The sequence below is a fragment of the Photobacterium sanguinicancri genome (assembly GCF_024346675.1).
GTDB classification, from domain to species: Bacteria; Pseudomonadota; Gammaproteobacteria; order Enterobacterales; family Vibrionaceae; genus Photobacterium; species Photobacterium sanguinicancri.
In genome coordinates this window covers 771,559-789,547 of the sequence record NZ_AP024850.1, presented here as the reverse complement: position 1 = coordinate 789,547, position 17,989 = coordinate 771,559, and the positions used below count along the sequence as shown (strand labels likewise).

Below are 17,989 nucleotides of genomic sequence, written 5' to 3'. Positions count from 1 at the left end.
CAACACTCCTTTCAAGCTAACCATAAGCCATACGCCATCACAAAGATCATGGGCGTTAAGGAAGCAAAAGCAATCAAACCAAAGCCGTCAACCATAGGGTTTCGGCCTTTAATGGATGAAGCCAAGCCGACGCCGAGGGCGGTGACTAAGGGAACGGTAATGGTGGATGTCGTTACACCACCCGAGTCATAAGCAATACCGATAATGCTTGGGGGGGCAAACCATGTCATCACCATGACTAACGAGTAACCGCCGATGATCATTCTTTGAATTGACCAACCTTTTAAAATCCGCAATACCCCTAATACAATTGCGACTCCAACCGATAAGGCAACGGTTAACCGTAATCCTGAAGCATAGTCCTGCATCGCACTTTCATTGCTCGCAATCATGCCCCCTTCAGCAGCTACGTACGCCGCTTCAGATGCCACAGCAGTTAACGCAGGTTCCGCTATCGTGGTACCAAAACCCAGACAAAATGCAAAAAATAACAACCACGCTGCACTCCCTTTACGGGCAAATGCTTGCGCCATCGATTCGCCGATGGGAAACAATCCCATGTTTAAACCGATCACAAATAACGTTAGGCCAAGTACCACCAGCAGTAAGCCAAAGCTGATAGTGCCAAGCTGAGGAAGAGGCTGCTGTAAGACAATAAGCTGGAAAAATCCTATCACCACAATAATGGGTAATAAATCGCGCAGACTAGAAAGCATGGACTGTAAAAATGCCGTGAATCCTTTCACTCATCACTCCTTTATGATGCCTTCATACTGTAGTGATAGTGCTAATTTACACTAGGTTACAATTTGAAATGTAGACAGCGCGAAGTAGCACACAAATATGATTATTGTTAAATTTATCCCTTGTTATTAATATGGTTTTTAGCCATTCTAAAATGGTCTCGTATCCAAAAGTTTCCCCTCAATTGTTTTCCTTTCAAATTCGATTTTTACATCTCCGTTATACTTAGCCTGCTGATAATCACTTCGCACCAAAATCATAACGTCATACATCCAGATACAAACTGGTGATCTATCAAAGCATTATCGGGGTATCATCTAGTATCAGCCCGAAGGCAGTTACAAACGAATACCCACACGGCATTTGAAGGAAGGGAGAGGTTACAATGAACATACTAATAACAGGCGGGACAGGGTTTATCGGCAAAGCGCTTCTTCCTCACTTCAACCATGATCAGGTGACCGTCCTAACCCGAGATACCACCCGCGCTTATCAACGTTTAGGTCATCATATAAAAGTCATTAACCAGCTCATTGAATTAGACAACCTCGATAGTTTTGATGCCGTTATTAATCTGGCGGGAGAACCTATCGTGAATAAACGCTGGAGCGAAAAACAGAAACAAAAGATTTGCGATAGCCGCTGGCACATCACCCAAGAACTGGTGAACAAATTAAAGGCAGGACACAACCCACCCCACATTTTCATTAGTGGTTCAGCTGTTGGTATCTATGGCGACCAAAAAGAAGATATGTTTGATGAGAATCTGCAAGTAAACAAAGATGATTTTGCCCATCATGTCTGCCAGAAATGGGAGGATATCGCATTGCAAGCGCAGTCAGATCAAACCCGCGTCTGTTTACTTCGCACTGGCATTGTGCTCGCAAGGCATGGCGGTGCGTTAGCCAAAATGCTACCCGCTTATCAACTTGGTTTAGGTGGCCCTATTGGTGGTGGCGGTCAGTATTTTCCTTGGATCCATTTGCAAGACATGGTGAAAGGTATTCTATTTTTATTGAAGCACCCGACAGCAAAGGGGCCATTTAACTTTACCGCGCCAGCACCTGTCACCAACAAGCAATTTAGCCAGACATTAGCCAAAGTATTGCACCGCCCCCATGTTCTAAGCACCCCAGAGTGGCTGATTAAAATGGGGCTTGGGGAATCTGCTTGCCTGTTACTCGACAGTCAACGCGCACTCCCTGCTCGACTTGAAGCAGAAGGGTTTAAATTTTGCTTTCCAGAACTGGAACACGCCTTAAAAGAAACCCTTCATACCGTGAAATAGCCGCTCACAATGTGGCTAACACCTAATTTTTTAGCGGCTGGAGCAATTTAGGCAGCATACTTTGCGCTAATGCCAATACCAGCCCTACAGCGATCACAGGTAAACCTAACCAAAGCAACGGGTGCCATTGCGGTGTGAGCTCAAACCCAAAGTACACTAAGGCAGCCACCATGCTCTCAGCCCCCAAGGTTGCCATCACACCGGCAATCAGTGCCATCATGCCGTATTCAGACCATACCGTTGCACTGATCCGTTGACGGCTCGCCCCTAAAGTACGATAGAGCTTCATCTCTTGCTGACGCTGCGACAAACCAAGGCGTAATAACGTCAGTACCAGTAATAACCCACTCACCACCCCCAGCGCAGCCAGTACAGATAGCGACAGTGACACTTGCTGTAACATTAACTGGATACGTGATGCCATGGTCCGTAAGTCCATCAGACTTACCGTTGGGTAGTCACGACCCAGTTGATTGAGCAAAGGACTCTGATCTGAGCCAATCCGAAAGCTGACTAAGAAGGTCGCAGGGAGCTCTGCCACCACATCTGGCGAGAAGATAAAATAAAAATTAGGTCGCATATTACGCCACTCAACATGACGGATACTGCCAACGACCGCTGAAAATGGCTGGCTGTTAACGGTAAATGCCAGCTCATCGCCGACTTGAATGCTCAAGCGTTCTGCAATGCCTTGTTCAACCGATACCGTCCCTTCACCGCCCCATGCTCCCGCTATAATTTGATTATGTACGGGTGGCGATTCGCGCCATGTGAAATTTAACTCACGGCGTAATGCTTCATCCGGCTGGGCTTCATCCGACTGGGCTTGATCACCGCTCGCTTGCGCATTTTTATTATCTTGCGGAATCTGAGTACCCTTAAGAAATTGCTCGCCATTGGCGGCAACAAGACGCCCGCGAATAACAGGGTACATCGAGGAATGTTCAATATTTTGTGCATCTAACGCGGCTAAATAAGGCTGAGTTTCCGCTTCACTAATATTGAGAGCAAACACATTCGGTGCATCAGGTGGCAAGGTTTGCTGCCAATCCGCGAGCAAATCTGTTCGTAGCAGCCATATCACCGCCAGTAACATCAGCGACGCTGTTAATGCTGCTAACTGTGCTCCTGTCGCTAAAGGACTTCGACCAATACGGCTCAGTGCCAACTGCATCGCTGGCCCCCAACGTTTTTTCCGTAATAACGCCACGACAGCAACACCGATTGCTGCAAGTAAGATCAGCATAACGGCTAGCCCTAATAGGGTTAACCACATCAAGGTGTTATCGCCAAACCAAATCAATAAAGCACCAAGGGGCAATAACACCAATCCAAAGCGCCAGGGTGATAGTTGGCTTGTATTCGATAGCCCTGTATTCAATAGGCTTGTATTCAATAACCCTGAACCGGATTGCGCAGAGCCTTCAGGCTGCATAACAGCAATGGCAGGGGTATTCACAAGTTTAATTAATGAAATCCCCATCCCTGGTATCGCAACCAACAAGGCCACCAACACGCTGGTGAGTAAGGGAGTCAACCCCATTGGCGGTAGCGGATCGGGTAAAATATCCCCTAATGGCAACCGTAATAAAGTCTCCAGTAAAGCCCCTAAACCGACACCCAGCACAGCCGCAAAAGCAAATAGCATCAATAGCTGACCAGCCAACCAACGCCATAACCATGCCTTACGTGCACCAAGGCTTTTCATCATAGCAACCGTTTCTCGACGGCTAGCGGTGTAGTGCTGACAGGTAAGAACCAAGGTGGCACTGGCCATGATAATGACCAAAATGAGGGTCAAGGATAAATATTGACGAGCTCTATCAATCAAATCACCCGTTCGCCCTTGGGTTGATTCACTGATCCATCGCTGACCCGCTTGCAGTTCAATACTCTGTCTAAACGGAGAAAGAACAGCATCAGCTCCGACAAAATACGCCCGATATTGCACTCGACCACCAAGCTGTACCGCCCCCGTACGTGCAATATCATCATAGTGAATAAGCACCGCGGGCATCTGACTGAATGGATTAAAAGATAATTCAGGGTCTTGTGCGATTAAGCCTGAAACGGTGAACTGCGCATCACCTATCATGACTTCATCACCCTCTTTCACCGCGAGTAATGAAAATAACCGTTCAGCTAACCAAAGTTCGCCCGGCTGCACATGCTGTGACTGAACACTTGCCGCCTCGCCAGACGACAAGGCTAAATTGCCACGTAACGGAAAATCATTGGCTACCGCTTTTACGCTGACTAGCTGCATATTTTCATCGCTAAATGCCATCGTACCGAATCGAGTTTGCTTAGATACGGTTAAACCGCGCTGCGATGCGGAGGCCAGAGTGTCATCATCAATCGGGTTACCCGACACCAGAACCAAATCTGCTGCTAACACGGATCGCCCCTGATCCGTCATGATCTTCTCGACCCGCACAACAAGTGCCGACAGCGCAAACACGCACGCAATAATGAGCGTTAATGCCACTGCGACAGGCCATAACTGCCCTTGCCATAACTCTCGCCAGCTCCAACGAGATAATAAATGCGGCGTACGCTGCCGTGTTGTTACCGATGTTTCACTAAGCTCACTCATGCTGCTGCCACCATACCGCCTTCAATACGGACTACGCGATCACAACGCTGCGCTAATTGCGGATCATGAGTAACCAAGACTAACGTGGTGCCATGATCGCGATTTAACGCAAAAAGAATTTCAATAATGGTACTGGCGGTATGCTGATCGAGGTTACCCGTTGGCTCATCGGCAAACAGGATTTTTGGCTTGGTAATAAATGCACGCGCCAAGGCGACACGTTGTTGCTCTCCACCTGATAGCTGGGTCGGTAAATGCGTTTCACGCCCTTGTAAGCCCACTTGGGCAAGCAGCTCCATTGCACGAGTGGCATCACCCTCTTCACCACGGATAATCGCAGGTAAGAGCACATTCTCAAGTGCCGTTAACGAAGGGATTAATAAAAAACTTTGAAAAACAAAACCAATCGATTCACTGCGTAAAGCCGCGCGTGCTTCATCATCTAACGTCGTTAATGATTGCCCCAACAATTCAATATCACCAGACGTGGGAATATCCAACCCAGCCAGTAAGGTCATTAAGGTTGATTTACCAGCACCAGAGACGCCAACCAATGCAATGCTTTCACCCTGCTCGACCTCAAGCGAAACATCCTGCAGAATAGTAATAGACGATGTTGTCGTAGCCACGTGCTTAGATACGGACACAGCTTTAATCACGGATGTAGACATGAAACGATTCCTTTCAGTTTTAATTTTTATTTTTACGCTGCCCTTAGTATCGATAACTGGATACTGTGGCACCTTAATGGTGCTAGGAGATAGCCTAAGCGCGGGTTACAACATGCGTGCTGAACAAAGTTGGCCAATACTCCTTGAGCCCAAACTTCGCCAGCAAGGCCATGACTTAACTGTCATCAATGCCAGTATCTCTGGGGATACCACAGGCAATGGACTCGCAAGGCTGCCAACCCTATTAGACCGTCATCAACCAGATTACGTCATAATCGAGCTAGGTGCGAATGATGGTTTACGAGGGTTTCCTCCTAAAACGATTCGTAACAATTTAGCGATGATGATCGAAGACATTCAAGCCAGTGGCGCTCAGAGCTTGCTAATGCAAATTCAAGTTCCCCCTAATTATGGTAAACGATACAGCCAGCTGTTTAGCGCACTCTACCCAGCGTTAAGTCAGGAATATTCGTCGCCTTTGCTGCCCTTTTTTCTTGAAGAGGTGATTTTGAAGCAAGAGTGGATGATGGATGATGGCCTTCACCCGAAAGCGGAAGCACAGCCGTGGATCGCGGGTTACATGGCGACAGAAATTATTAAAGTATTAGAAATCAATAATAGCGGCAATTAGGTAGAAAAAAGCAAACTCCCTTTATCTATTCGCCAATAGATTCATGATAAATAATAAAAGCAGGAAGCACATGACAAGCTCAATTTTAATCACTGGCTGCAGTACAGGTATTGGTCGCCACTGTGCCTTTGCCCTTCATAAAGCGGGTTATAACGTAGTAGCCAGTTGCCGAAAACAACATGATGTCGATGAATTGCAATCTCAAGGTTTGCAATGTGTTCAACTTGATTTAGCAGATACAGATTCGATTCATCAAGGCCTAAAACAAGCGCTTGCACTGACAGAAGGTAAATTAGATGTGTTGTTTAATAACGGCGCATATGGCCAAGCGGGCGCGTTAGAAGATCTTCCCACTCAAGCTTTACGTGAACAGTTTGAAACCAATGTATTTGGTTGGCATGAACTCACACAAGCCGTTATTCCCCTCATGCTCAAGCAAGGCAGTGGTAAAATTGTTCAAAACAGCTCAGTGCTGGGTTTAGTCGCAATGAAATATCGCGGGGCATACAATGCCAGTAAATTCGCCCTTGAAGGCTATACCGACACATTGCGTCTTGAATTAATGGATACACCAATCAAGGTCTGCTTGATTGAGCCCGGCCCCATCGAGAGTCACTTCCGTGAAAATGCGAAAAATGCATTCGAAAAACACATCAATATTGATGAGTCTCGCCATATTGATAATTACCATAAGACACTGGAACGATTGGGTAAATCTTCACCATCTAATAAATTTACACTGACATCAGAAGCCGTTTTACGCCCTTTATTACATATAATTGGCAGTGATAAGCCAAAGGCTCGCTATTTTGTCACACAGCCAACATATCTCTTTGGTTTCTTACGCAGAGTGCTACCTTCTAGCATACTCGATAAAATACTAAGTAAAAGCGTCTAAGCCAGACACCGCATAGCCTAAAGCAAAGACCATTCATAATACTTGTGATGGTCTTTATCATGACTTATCCATCATGAACACAATCCTAAAATAACACTCTATTTAACCCATATGCTCATATGTAGCCTTCTAAAGTTAGCTAAATAACTTTTCTAGTCCGATATAGCGCGATTTAATCAAAAAGTACCACTAACGTAATATTACTGTCATAGAGTGATTGTAAATTAGTCACTATCAGAGATAGCTACACCGCAACTATTAATTATAAAAAGAACATTATGAGGAACGCTCATGTCCTTACGACAGTTAAATATGCTTTGTGTTTGTGTGACACTTGCATTGCTTCTAACCTTTAACGGTTAAAAGGAGAGCCTCGCTCTCCTTTTTGCTTTTTAGCCCCCCAGCATCCCCTTGATATTAACGCCACGATCCCCATATAGTGAGTATCAAACAGTTTATGGAATGAATGGCATGTACCAAAACTCAGCTATCGAAATCAACGAACAAAATTTACAGCAAGTTATTGAGCAATCAATGCAGACTCCTGTTGCTATTAGCTTTTGGGCGCCATCAATGCCTGAAACTATTGAAGTTAACGCTTTACTCAATAGGCTGGCTGCTGAGTACCAAGGTTTACTCACCGTCGCAACATTGAACTGTGAAGCGCAACCAGCAGTCGCACAACAATTTGGCGTTCGTGGCCTTCCTACTGTTGCCCTCTTCAAAAATGGTCAACCAGCTGACGGCTCTGCTGGCCCACAAACAGAAGATAGTCTTCGTACCATGCTGGCAAAACATTTACCAAGCCAAGATGAAATTGCGCTAAAACAAGCGTTGAATTTGGTTGATACCCAAGCCTTTAATCAAGCACTGCCGATACTAAGAGAGCTTGCACCTAAGTTCCCACAACAAGCTATTGTCACACTTGCGATTGCAGAATGTTTAGTTGAAACGATGCAATTTGATGAAGCAGAAACCTTACTTGCAACCATTACCATGCAAGATCAAGATGCTAAATATAAAGGCCTGATGGCAAAACTAGAACTTCATAAACAAGCAAGTGAGTCACCTGAAATTCGCTTACTCGAAGAAAAACTAGCTGCAGACCCTAGTGATAAACACGTTGCCTACGAGCTTGCACTACAATACAGCCAAGTGAACCGCCAAGAAGAGTCATTAGAATTGTTGATTGGTTTACTGCGAAAAGACATGAACTTCGCAGATGGCAATGCGAAAAAAACGATGATGGACATCCTTGCCGCCCTTGGTCAAGGGAATGCGATTGCCGCACTGTACCGTCGCCAGCTTTACTCGCTACTGTACTAATGCCACTAATCGTCCAAAGTTAACCATGTATTAAGTGGTCACTTTTCTGTCAAAAAAGCCATCTTTAATATGGCTTTTTTGCATCTATTGATTTGATTTTTATACATTAATTTATTTCACATCAACCTAAAAAAGTAATTATCTGTTATTTAGATTGGTTTAAAACCATAACTTACAACGCTTCTTTCGCATTGCAGCAGGGCGATGATAGGAACGACGGATTTTGTAATCCTTCAATAATTGGACAAACCGCCCCTTCATTACCTGGACACTGATTGGTTAAAGTTTCCAAGGTGTGCTTCATCTGTTGTAGCTCAGCTATTTTATGATCGATTTCCACTAACTTCTCTAGCGCCTTCTCTTTCACATCGGCACTTTTTCGCTCAGGATCACGAGATAATCCCAGCAAGGCTTTCGCTTCATCCAAGGTAAATCCAACCAAACGCGCACGTCGAATCAAATTGAGTTCGGCAATGTGGCTCTCGTTATAGCGGCGATAACCATTACTCGCCCGCTGCGGTGAACTAATAATGCCTTTATCTTCATAAAACCGAATCGTCTTGGTGCTCAAATCGGTTTTTTTAGCTATATCGCTAATGTTCATTTTTTCACCTTTTGTTTTACACGCCAATCACACGTAAACATCCATCACAGCCATGTTTATTAGCATTGCATAAATACTGTTGACCTTCCAGTTGATGGAAGGTTTATTCTATGCCTAACTCGTAAATAATCGACAGTGGGCTAGCACCTTCACTTACGTTATCGCTAACCATACTGCCGCCTTATACCTATTTGATTAAGGTTAAAACTATGGCTGAATTTCATCTACCTTTAAGCCAAGTTCGCTGCATGAACTGCGCTAATAAAATAAAGGCTGCACTAACTGCGCTACCCAATACCACCGCCGATGTTGATACAAAGCAAGCAAGGGTGAGCACTGAAGAACCCTTACATACGGTCTTTACCGCTATCGAACATCTCGGCTATGGCGTCGGTCAGCAACATTCATTACCCCTAGCAGGTTTGTCATGCGGACGCTGTGTTGCCAAAGTGCAGCAAGTTTTCGATCAACACCCACTCGTCAGTAAAGCCACAGTCACTAAACACCAACTCGATATTTCAGGGCTTATTTCCACGCAAGAAATCAGCGAAATTGTCACAGTCTTAGGTTACCGTGTTGAACAACAGCCGACTATCACCTTGGCACTCAGTGGACTAAGCTGCGGAAAGTGTGTCGCAAAAGTAGAGAAAGTACTTAGCGAACAAGCGGATATCAGCCAGTTTAGTGTGACTAAAAATACTGCTGTCATTTCCAGTGCCCTTACAACAGGCACCCTCATTGAGCTCATTGAACAATTAGGCTTTCAAGCCAGCGTCACACCACCTGAGTTTCGCGATACCACGGCGAGCACGGATAATGAAACCTCGGCGGTGACTAAAAGTGCAGGTGTAGAAACAGACCAAGAACAGCATCAAGCCAATACTAACAATGACACTGAAACAACAACTCAGGCTGAAGATCCAGCTAACCAACAAACGACGCAGTTTTTACTAACCGGCATGACATGCGCAAGCTGTGTTTCTTCAGTAGAGAAAGCAATTCTCGGTGTCGCAGGGGTACAAACCGCTAATATTAACTTGGCCGAACGCACAGCTTTAGTCAGTGGTACTGCCGTAAATATCGATATTATTACCGCCGTTATCGAAGCAGGTTACGGTGCAGAAGTCAGCGAAGATGAACACGCTCGTCGCCAACGCCAACAAGAACAACAAACCACCAGCTATAAAACCCACATTCGCAATGCAATAATCGCCCTCAGCATAGGTATTCCCTTGATGGCGTGGGGCGTATTTGGTGGCAGTATGATGATTGAATCAAAGGCAAGCCAAATAGGTTGGGGATTAATCGGCCTAATTACGCTAGGTCTCTTAGTCACGACGGGGCGTCATTTTTATGTGAATGCGTATAAAGCCTTCCTTCATCACCGCGCTAGCATGGATACCTTGGTTGCGTTAGGCACAGGGGCTGCGTGGCTCTACTCTACTCTGGTGGTCATTGCACCTGATTGGTTCCCCCCACAAGCACGCCACGTGTATTACGAAGCGTCCGCGATGATCCTTGGTTTAATCACACTTGGTCATGCACTCGAAGCGAAAGCGCGTACGCGTACTTCTCAAGCCATTGAGCGTTTGATCGATCTTCAGCCTCAAACCGCTATCATCGTTCACAATGGTGAAGAAATCGAGGTCGCGCTTGATCAGGTTCAAAAAGGCATGCTGGTACGTTTACGTCCCGGTTCAAAAGTGCCCGTTGATGGCGTTGTAGAGCAAGGCGATACCTATATTGATGAATCCATGCTAACAGGTGAACCACTTGCGGTGAATAAACAACAAGGTGACACCATCCATGCAGGCACCATCAATCAACATGGCAGCCTACTGTTCAAAGCGGAACAAATTGGTAACGACACTATGCTGGCGCGTATCATCCAACTGGTTCGCCAAGCGCAAAGCAGTAAACCTGCATTAGCCAAATTGGCCGATTCTATTTCAGCGATCTTTGTGCCCGCAGTAATGATCATTGCGACCATCACCGCGATGGCGTGGTACTACTTTGGTCCACAACCTTCCGCTGTGTATATGTTAGTCACAGCAACCACAGTGCTCATTATCGCCTGTCCATGTGCACTTGGCTTAGCGACCCCAATGTCAGTTACCGTCGGTATTGGCAGAGCAGCGGAATACGGTGTACTCATTCGAGATGCCGAAGCGATGCAAGTTGCCGCCAACATCGATACTGTCGTATTAGATAAAACGGGCACAATTACCGAAGGTAAACCTCGCGTTACTGAAACCATTAGCTATGGCAATCACAACAAACAGACTCTATTAGCGTTAGCCGCAAGTTTAGAGCTGCATTCAGAGCACCCGCTTGCAAAAGCCTTTGTACAAGAAGCGCAGGCACAATCGCTCACACTGAATGATAACGTTCAGTTTAAAGCAATACCGGGTTTAGGTGTTGTTGGCAGCCTTGGTACACCTGCAACGGATACTCACTACGATCTACAGCTCGGCAATGCCGGCCTACTGGAGCAACATGGTATCTCGACGGAAATGGCACAAGCAGACAACCTGAAGCTAGCGCAAACAGGTGCCACGGTTGTTTTCTTTGCGGTAAACCACGTCCTCGCAGGTGTGTTTGCAGTCAGTGATCCACTGCGCGCCGATTCTGCTGAGGCAATTAGCCGCTTAAAAGCGATGAAGCTCAATGTGGTGATGTTGACTGGCGATACAGAAACCACCGCTCAAGCGATAGCGCAACAAGCAGGAATTGATCGCGTAATCGCTGGTGTATTGCCTGATGGAAAAGCCCAATTAATTACCGACCTTCAACAACAAGGACAACGAATTGCAATGGTAGGAGATGGTATTAATGATGCCCCAGCCCTCGCTCAAGCAGAAGTTGGTTTAGCCATGGGTGGCGGCAGTGATGTCGCAATTGAAAGCGCTCAGTTTACCTTGATGCGTCACTCGCTTCACGGCGTTGCAGATGCATTACAGCTTTCTCAAGCCACACTGAACAATATGAAGCAGAATCTCTTTGGCGCATTTATTTATAACTCGCTAGGGATCCCTGTTGCTGCAGGTCTACTATTTCCGTTTACAGGTACTTTACTCAGCCCTGTCGTTGCAGGAGCGGCAATGGCCTTGTCTTCCATTACGGTCGTCAGTAACGCTAACCGACTACGCCTATTCACACCCAATAAAAAGGAGAGCTAAGATGGTACTCATTATCGGGGTTGCACTCATCGCATTTATTGTTTGGTGGTTTTGGTTATGCCAATAAGAGTGAATCATTGTTCAGAAAATCACTAGCAAAAAACACTCATACCAAGCAATAAATTACTGTGTCGACATAACATTAACGCACTATAAGGATAAATTGTTCAACTTAAAGGGCTATGATATACCTAAGTTAAACAATGACCTTTGGTGCGTTATGCTGAAATCTTTCTTCACGAAACTGTTTATCGTTTTCCCTTTTTTAGCATCTTCTGCTTTTGCTGATCCTATGGTTTGGCATGCTACTGATGGCCATCGCCAATTTACGATCTTAGGCTCGATCCATGTGGGTACACAAGATATGTACCCCCTACCTGAAATTTTCCTTAATCACTGGCAAGCCGCTGATGGACTGATAGTCGAAGCCAATATTCTTGACACCAAGATGCCTTCATTCACCTTTAATCCACCATTAACCCACTCATTACTCAGCGAATCAGACACACTAAAGCTCAACAAAATAGCCAAACAATTGAAGCTAAAACCCAATGATCTGGCTTATGCTCCACCATGGTATAGCGTAATGAGTATTCAGCTCGCGCTTGCTTATAACCTCGGGCTTCAAGCCGATTTAGGCATTGATTATATTTTGCTAGAACGTGCCGCTAATCAATCGATGCCTATTCATCAACTCGAAAGTGTCGCTAAGCAGCTTGATATGATGAAAAAGCTACCTAAAAATGGATTAGATATGCTGCTTGAGACCATTAATGATTGGGATGAAGTCGATGATCAACTCGACTGTCTCATTGCGGCTTGGCAAGATGGCGATAAAGAAAAACTCGAGAGTTTATTTGCCGCTAGCAGTTACTCAGATGAAACCGATTTTATGTTGATCGACCAGCGTAATATCAATTGGGTAGAACAACTGAACGATACCCAAAAATACCCAGCGGGAAATTACATGCTAGTAGTAGGTGCATTTCATTTAATCGGTCCACAAGGCTTACCTAGCCTTTTGAAAGAAGAAGGGTTTAGCGTTCAGTTACTCACTCAAAGTGGGCAATCACAGTGCGAATGGTAAATACTCTATCGCTTACCATTCTTCGAATTTTACGCTCGATATCTGAGGATTAAACATGCAAATAAGAGCACTTTTATTGTCACTTATTTTACTGACAGGCTGCACACATACTCCTGATGATATAGAGCCGGTAAAAGCCTTCGACATTAATCGCTTTCTAGGCCAATGGTACGAAGTGGCAAGACTCGATCATTCATTTGAGTCTGGGCTATCCAATGTCACCGCGACTTATGAAATGCGTAAGGATCAAGGAATCAATGTTGTTAACCGTGGATTTTCTGCAGATAAAGAACAATGGAGTGAGGCAATAGGTAAAGCTTACTTCGTCGATAAAACCGATGTTGGTCATCTCAAAGTCTCTTTTTGGGGACCTTTCTATTCATCGTATGTCGTTTTCGAATTAGGAGATAATTACGATTACGCCTTTGTTTCAGGCTATAACAAAGATTATTTATGGCTGCTGTCACGCACACCGCAAGTGGATCCTAGCATCATGAAGAAGTTTCTCGCCGATGCTAAAAAGAAAGGATTTGATACCTCGAAATTAATCATGGTTGAACACTCATAGTCATTGAATGTTCACGCCATTCTACAAAGCTACGATGCGCGAACAAGCTGCACTATTCACTGCGCCATCTACTACAGAAGTCCACATTCGCTTAAAAAAAAGCCTCGTCTTTCGACGAGGCTTTTTTCATTATCATTTTTCCACGAAACACTTAGTAGTGTGCGCTTTGATGCTTACAACGGTAAATATCAGCGTATACCGACGTTGGTGCACCACCGGATGTCGACACTATTTTCTTAATCTGATAACGGTTACCCGACATCATATACGTATCGTTCGCAAGGTTAATATAAACGCCTTCCGGTGAAGTTTTCTCAATAAACTGCGTACCCAAAACTTTACAGGTAGCGTTTTCAATTTCAGCAAAAGTGATCGCTTTAACCAAATGTGCCCCAGGCAATAGCTGGGCAACATCCGACGTTGTCAGTTCAGGCTTCTTCTCTTGAATTTTTTCACCACATTGATAGATAGCAGCAACCACACTTGTTGGACGATTTTTCCTAGTCGCAAGTACTTCTACGACACTGTAGTGATTACCACCACTCGCGTAAGCCACATTTTTCAGCTCTAAGTCGACATTATTAGGATGCGCATTTTGAATTGTATGCGTTTTAATTAAATCGCAATTTAAGAAACGAACAGAATGTTCTGAAATTTCAGAGACACTTTCAGCACCAGGATTGAGTTGGATTTTTTTAGTTACACAGCCAGTCAATGCGAAAAGAATACCAGCAAAAATGATTACATGTTTCATAACAGACACTTAAAAGAATACAGAGCTGAGATACTACCACCCATATGTGCGGAGTCTAATAAAAGCACTATTTAGTAGGCTCATTAACTATTAATCGAATAAAAAGCATTCGACTCATAAAGCCAGACAATAAGTTCTTAATTATCAGCGTACTAAAACAGTGTCTTGTGGTGAGAGTTTAGGAGGTTAATAAATAGGCCAAGAGTAAAGAGCCTGCTTTTGAAAATAGGGAACCCCCGACCCTCTGGTCCGCCACTCTACAGAGCTGCGATGCGCTACCAAGCTACGCTATGCACTGAGCCATTCACTACACAAATCCACATTCGCTTTAACGAAAAAAGCCTCGTCTTTCGACGAGGCTTTCTAAAGGTGGTCGGTGAAGAGGGATTCGAACCCCCGACCCTCTGGTCCCAAACCAGATGCGCTACCAAGCTGCGCTATTCACCGAGCTGTATGTTTTAAATCCTACCAGATTCTTCTGCTCAACTTACATTCAACAGAAATAAGGTGGTCGGTGAAGAGGGATTCGAACCCCCGACCCTCTGGTCCCAAACCAGATGCGCTACCAAGCTGCGCTATTCACCGAGCTGTATATTTTAAATCTTACCAGATTATTCTGTCCGACATACACCCAACAGAAGTAAGAGTGGTCGGTGAAGAGGGATTCGAACCCCCGACCCTCTGGTCCCAAACCAGATGCGCTACCAAGCTGCGCTATTCACCGACAATTCAGTTTTATCAACTGACTCAACAGGATTGCTGCTGAGGTCGCTTATAATACTCAGCACGGTAATTTACGCAAGTACTTAACGCATTTTTTTTCACTTTAAAACATCAGTTGCTTATCTAACGTCCAGATTGCTCAATATCACACACTTAGAGTGATCTGACACACAAAGCAAAGTACAACTTGCATACAGTTTTAATACCATTGATCTAGATCATCATAACAAATCGTTATCATTGGGTATCTTGTCACCATTACTCAACAACGCTAAGGATTAGCATGGACTTTTGGTTAGATCTCCTCTTCGGTAATGCCGTTGGCTTATCTTCAATGATTGTAATCTTTGGTGCGTTAGGGTTAATGATCTTTTTCGGCGGGTTCTTTGTTTACAAAGTGCTCTCGGCACCTTCTCCTCACTAGAGCCATTAAGCAAAATCTATTTTTGCTGACCCGGGGTCTTTATGGTTTGCACGACCGCAAGTCGTAGCTTGACCCTGGTCACTTTTCTTGTGGCTTATTTTTCGCTTCAATCTGATAATTCGATCAGGTTGAAGCTTTGCATTTTGATCATTTTTCTCCGCAAATAGGTATACTAAGAACACCCGTTTCTTAAGCTATATCATCATGCCAAATAACGATGAACTCGATCTCTTTAAAGAGATGATGGCCGACGTTGCGCCAATCACCCAAGATACAATTGAAACCACAGTAAAGCATCAAGTCACCGATGCACATCTTGCACGCCGCCTTGCAGCCCAAACACTGACCAATAGCGATCCAGAATATCTGTCGTTGGATTATGCGAAAATGTGTCAGCCTGATGATATGTTGGAATTTAAGCGAGATGGTGTTCAAGAAGGTGTATTTCGAAAAATGCGCCTAGGTAAATACGATATTCAAGCTAGGTTAGACCTTCACCGCAAAACATTAAAACAAGCCCGTGACGAAGTGCTGCACTTTCTTCGACAATGCCATCGCATGGATATTCGTACTGTCATCATTATACATGGCAAAGGTGAGCGCTCTAATCCACCTGCATTAATGAAAAGCTATCTCTCGACTTGGCTAGAACAAATCTGTGAAGTGATGTGCTACCACTCAGCCCTTCGTCAGCATGGCGGCAATGGTGCTTTGTATGTGATGTTGAAAAAGAGTCCAGAGAAAAAGCTGGAAAATCGAGAGCGCCACATGAGTAAAAAAGGCTAACTCGATAACCCGTGAATGTCTTTTAGGACGAGGCACTCTTTTCAGATCGACCAGATCAAAAAAGGAGCGACTAGCGCTCCTTTTTCTTTATACAAAATACACAACACGTAAAGCTAATAGAATAAGTACCACACCGGATAAACGATCTATCCACAGAGCCTTAGTTCTTAATACATCCAGCACTTTAGGTCGCGATAAGACTATCGCTATCAAGGTGTACCATAACCCATCCACCAGCAGTGGGGTCGCAACAATGATGCTACGGCTAACCGATTCGGTCCCTACCGCAACAAACTGACTAAACAAGGCTAAAAAGAACAGTGCAAGTTTAGGGTTTAATAATGAAATCATTAGTCCATCACGTGCTGCTTCAAATAAACTTGTTGTTTCCCCCGCTTTCAACTTAGCAGCAATACCGCCCTTCGAGCGCAGTGCATTCACACCTAAATACGCAAGATACGCAGCCCCTGCATAGCCAATAGCCATAAACAAGGTTGGCGACTGCTTCAACACAACTGCAAGCCCTAATAGCGTCAGTAAAGCATAAAAGCCGACACCCATCGCATGCGCCCATGATGTAACTATGCCGTGTAATCGCCCACTTGCAAGACTGTGCTTCGCCACAACGGCAAGACTAGGCCCTGGTGACATCGCACCTAAAATACAGATAATAAAAAGAGAAAACCAAATACTGAGTGTCATGCTGCGCTCCTTGTTAGGGCGCTAAAGTAACAAGACTATAGTATTAATTGAAATCAAAAAAAGTCATGGACCTTATGACTTCAACTCATACTCATTGAATACATAGAATCACGCATCACGGTGAGTACACGCTGGCGAAGCCATTGATGAGGCAAGTCGCTATCATATTTAGGGTGCCACATTAGCCAGTATTTATGCTGGTCAACAGGCATAGGAAGTGGCAGAAAATGAATGGGATAGCTTGGCTTCATGTTTAGCGCAATATGTTCAGGTACAACCATCAACATATCGCTACGACTCAACGTATTGAATGCAGAAGTAAAAAAAGGAACTCGAAATTTAATATCCCGTTGAAGTCCTTGCGACGATAAGTACTGCTCAATAAAACTGTCTTTATCACCACCACCTGAAACTGAAATATGGCTATAACGTAAAAAGTCTGTCAGCGATAACTGACTTTGCTGAGCAAGAGGATGCTGCTGACTCATCACGCAAACCGGATAATCAGCACCAATCGGTTCACCACATAAACCTTCAGGCAATGAAGAAAGCATGGAGGAGAATAAATGAATATCACGCTGACCTAATTCAGAGTAAAAATCAGGTTGCCATAATTGATACTCTACCGAGACTTGAGGTGCATGTTCACGTAATAGCTCTACCACATCAGGTAAAATATATTGCGCAACATAATCCGATGATGACAATACAACCTTGCCCCGCCAAGTTTGCGGATCAAAAGTATCTAGCTGAAGGATCTGCTGACAATCACCAAGCACAGCATCCACTCTTGCCTTGAGTTGCTCTGCTTTGGGTGTCATCAACAATCGATTACCGTCACGAATCAACAAGGGATCATGAAAAATATCACGTAACTGGTAAAGCTGTCGGCTAACCGCAGACTGAGTAATGTGCAGCCGCTCTGCCGCACGACTAACATGGCACTCTTCCAGCAAAGCCTGCAAGCTAACCAATAAGTTAAGATTAATATTTTTCATGAATATACAG

General features: G+C 44.7%; 16 protein-coding genes and 3 tRNA genes. 9 read left to right on the top strand and 10 right to left on the bottom strand.

What is annotated here, in order from left to right; all coding sequences use genetic code 11:
* Positions 1-11: 11 nt before the first annotated feature.
* A complete protein-coding gene (locus OCU87_RS03995; protein WP_390960786.1) occupies positions 12-716 on the bottom strand; it encodes a DUF1538 family protein in 705 nt (234 codons plus the stop codon).
* Positions 717-1,129: 413 nt separating this feature from the next.
* Between OCU87_RS03995 and OCU87_RS03990 the strand changes: the two genes are divergently transcribed.
* Positions 1,130-2,032: a TIGR01777 family oxidoreductase gene (locus tag OCU87_RS03990; protein WP_094957305.1), complete on the top strand. Its 903-nt coding sequence runs from the start codon at positions 1,130-1,132 to the stop codon at positions 2,030-2,032.
* Between the two features lie 22 nt (positions 2,033-2,054).
* Here OCU87_RS03990 and OCU87_RS03985 read toward each other — a convergent pair whose 3' ends face one another.
* Both OCU87_RS03985 and OCU87_RS03980 read right to left on the bottom strand, forming a co-directional pair.
* A complete protein-coding gene (locus OCU87_RS03985; RefSeq protein ID WP_261857871.1) occupies positions 2,055-4,628 on the bottom strand; it encodes an ABC transporter permease in 2,574 nt (857 codons plus the stop codon).
* The gene (locus OCU87_RS03980; RefSeq protein ID WP_062688061.1) at positions 4,625-5,299 is read right to left on the bottom strand and encodes an ABC transporter ATP-binding protein; all 675 of its coding nucleotides are present in this window, start codon (positions 5,297-5,299) and stop codon (positions 4,625-4,627) included. The genes OCU87_RS03985 and OCU87_RS03980 overlap by 4 nt, the downstream gene beginning before the upstream one ends.
* Between OCU87_RS03980 and OCU87_RS03975 the strand changes: the two genes are divergently transcribed.
* The 3 genes from OCU87_RS03975 (at position 5,298) to OCU87_RS03965 (ending at position 8,154) form a co-directional block, all read left to right on the top strand.
* Entirely contained in the window at positions 5,298-5,930 is a 633-nt protein-coding gene (locus OCU87_RS03975) for an arylesterase (protein ID WP_261857870.1), read from the top strand. The genes OCU87_RS03980 and OCU87_RS03975 overlap by 2 nt on opposite strands.
* A gap of 70 nt (positions 5,931-6,000) precedes the next feature.
* The gene (locus OCU87_RS03970) at positions 6,001-6,828 is read left to right on the top strand and encodes an SDR family oxidoreductase (RefSeq protein ID WP_261857869.1); all 828 of its coding nucleotides are present in this window, start codon (positions 6,001-6,003) and stop codon (positions 6,826-6,828) included.
* A 471-nt stretch (positions 6,829-7,299) separates the two neighbouring features.
* Positions 7,300-8,154, top strand: coding sequence for a co-chaperone YbbN (locus OCU87_RS03965; protein WP_261857868.1), 855 nt, complete (start codon positions 7,300-7,302; stop codon positions 8,152-8,154).
* Between the two features lie 172 nt (positions 8,155-8,326).
* On the opposite strand, the gene cueR is transcribed toward OCU87_RS03965, so the two are convergent.
* Positions 8,327-8,758: a Cu(I)-responsive transcriptional regulator gene (cueR, locus tag OCU87_RS03960; RefSeq protein ID WP_261857867.1), complete on the bottom strand. Its 432-nt coding sequence runs from the start codon at positions 8,756-8,758 to the stop codon at positions 8,327-8,329.
* A gap of 209 nt (positions 8,759-8,967) precedes the next feature.
* Here cueR and OCU87_RS03955 point away from each other — a divergent pair, with 209 nt between their 5' ends.
* From OCU87_RS03955 to OCU87_RS03945, 3 genes are all read left to right on the top strand, one after another.
* Positions 8,968-11,937, top strand: coding sequence for a heavy metal translocating P-type ATPase (locus tag OCU87_RS03955; protein ID WP_261857866.1), 2,970 nt, complete (start codon positions 8,968-8,970; stop codon positions 11,935-11,937).
* Between the two features lie 220 nt (positions 11,938-12,157).
* On the top strand, positions 12,158-13,024 hold the full coding sequence (locus tag OCU87_RS03950) for a TraB/GumN family protein (protein WP_261857865.1): 867 nt from the start codon (positions 12,158-12,160) through the stop codon (positions 13,022-13,024).
* Positions 13,025-13,079: 55 nt separating this feature from the next.
* Complete coding sequence (locus OCU87_RS03945; protein WP_261857864.1) at positions 13,080-13,592, top strand: lipocalin family protein; 513 nt, start codon at positions 13,080-13,082, stop codon at positions 13,590-13,592.
* 151 nt (positions 13,593-13,743) lie between these two features.
* Here the strand turns inward: OCU87_RS03945 and OCU87_RS03940 are convergent, their stop codons facing one another.
* The 4 genes from OCU87_RS03940 to OCU87_RS03925 all read right to left on the bottom strand — a co-directional run bounded on the left by OCU87_RS03940 (position 13,744) and on the right by OCU87_RS03925 (position 15,070).
* Complete coding sequence (locus OCU87_RS03940) at positions 13,744-14,346, bottom strand: hypothetical protein (RefSeq protein WP_062688054.1); 603 nt, start codon at positions 14,344-14,346, stop codon at positions 13,744-13,746.
* 370 nt (positions 14,347-14,716) lie between these two features.
* A tRNA-Pro gene (locus OCU87_RS03935) sits at positions 14,717-14,793 on the bottom strand.
* A gap of 61 nt (positions 14,794-14,854) precedes the next feature.
* Positions 14,855-14,931 (bottom strand) — tRNA-Pro (locus OCU87_RS03930).
* A gap of 62 nt (positions 14,932-14,993) precedes the next feature.
* A tRNA-Pro gene (locus tag OCU87_RS03925) sits at positions 14,994-15,070 on the bottom strand.
* Between the two features lie 282 nt (positions 15,071-15,352).
* Between OCU87_RS03925 and OCU87_RS03920 the strand changes: the two genes are divergently transcribed.
* Together OCU87_RS03920 and smrA are read left to right on the top strand one after the other, a co-directional pair.
* A complete protein-coding gene (locus OCU87_RS03920) occupies positions 15,353-15,493 on the top strand; it encodes a DUF3149 domain-containing protein (RefSeq protein WP_048900999.1) in 141 nt (46 codons plus the stop codon).
* Between the two features lie 204 nt (positions 15,494-15,697).
* Positions 15,698-16,279, top strand: coding sequence for a DNA endonuclease SmrA (smrA, locus tag OCU87_RS03915; protein WP_261857863.1), 582 nt, complete (start codon positions 15,698-15,700; stop codon positions 16,277-16,279).
* 87 nt (positions 16,280-16,366) lie between these two features.
* Here smrA and OCU87_RS03910 read toward each other — a convergent pair whose 3' ends face one another.
* Complete coding sequence (locus OCU87_RS03910; RefSeq protein ID WP_094958432.1) at positions 16,367-16,981, bottom strand: LysE family translocator; 615 nt, start codon at positions 16,979-16,981, stop codon at positions 16,367-16,369.
* Positions 16,982-17,061: 80 nt separating this feature from the next.
* Positions 17,062-17,979 (bottom strand): LysR family transcriptional regulator, encoded by a 918-nt coding sequence (locus OCU87_RS03905; protein ID WP_062688051.1) that lies wholly within the window; start codon positions 17,977-17,979, stop codon positions 17,062-17,064.
* Positions 17,980-17,989 lie beyond the last annotated feature (10 nt).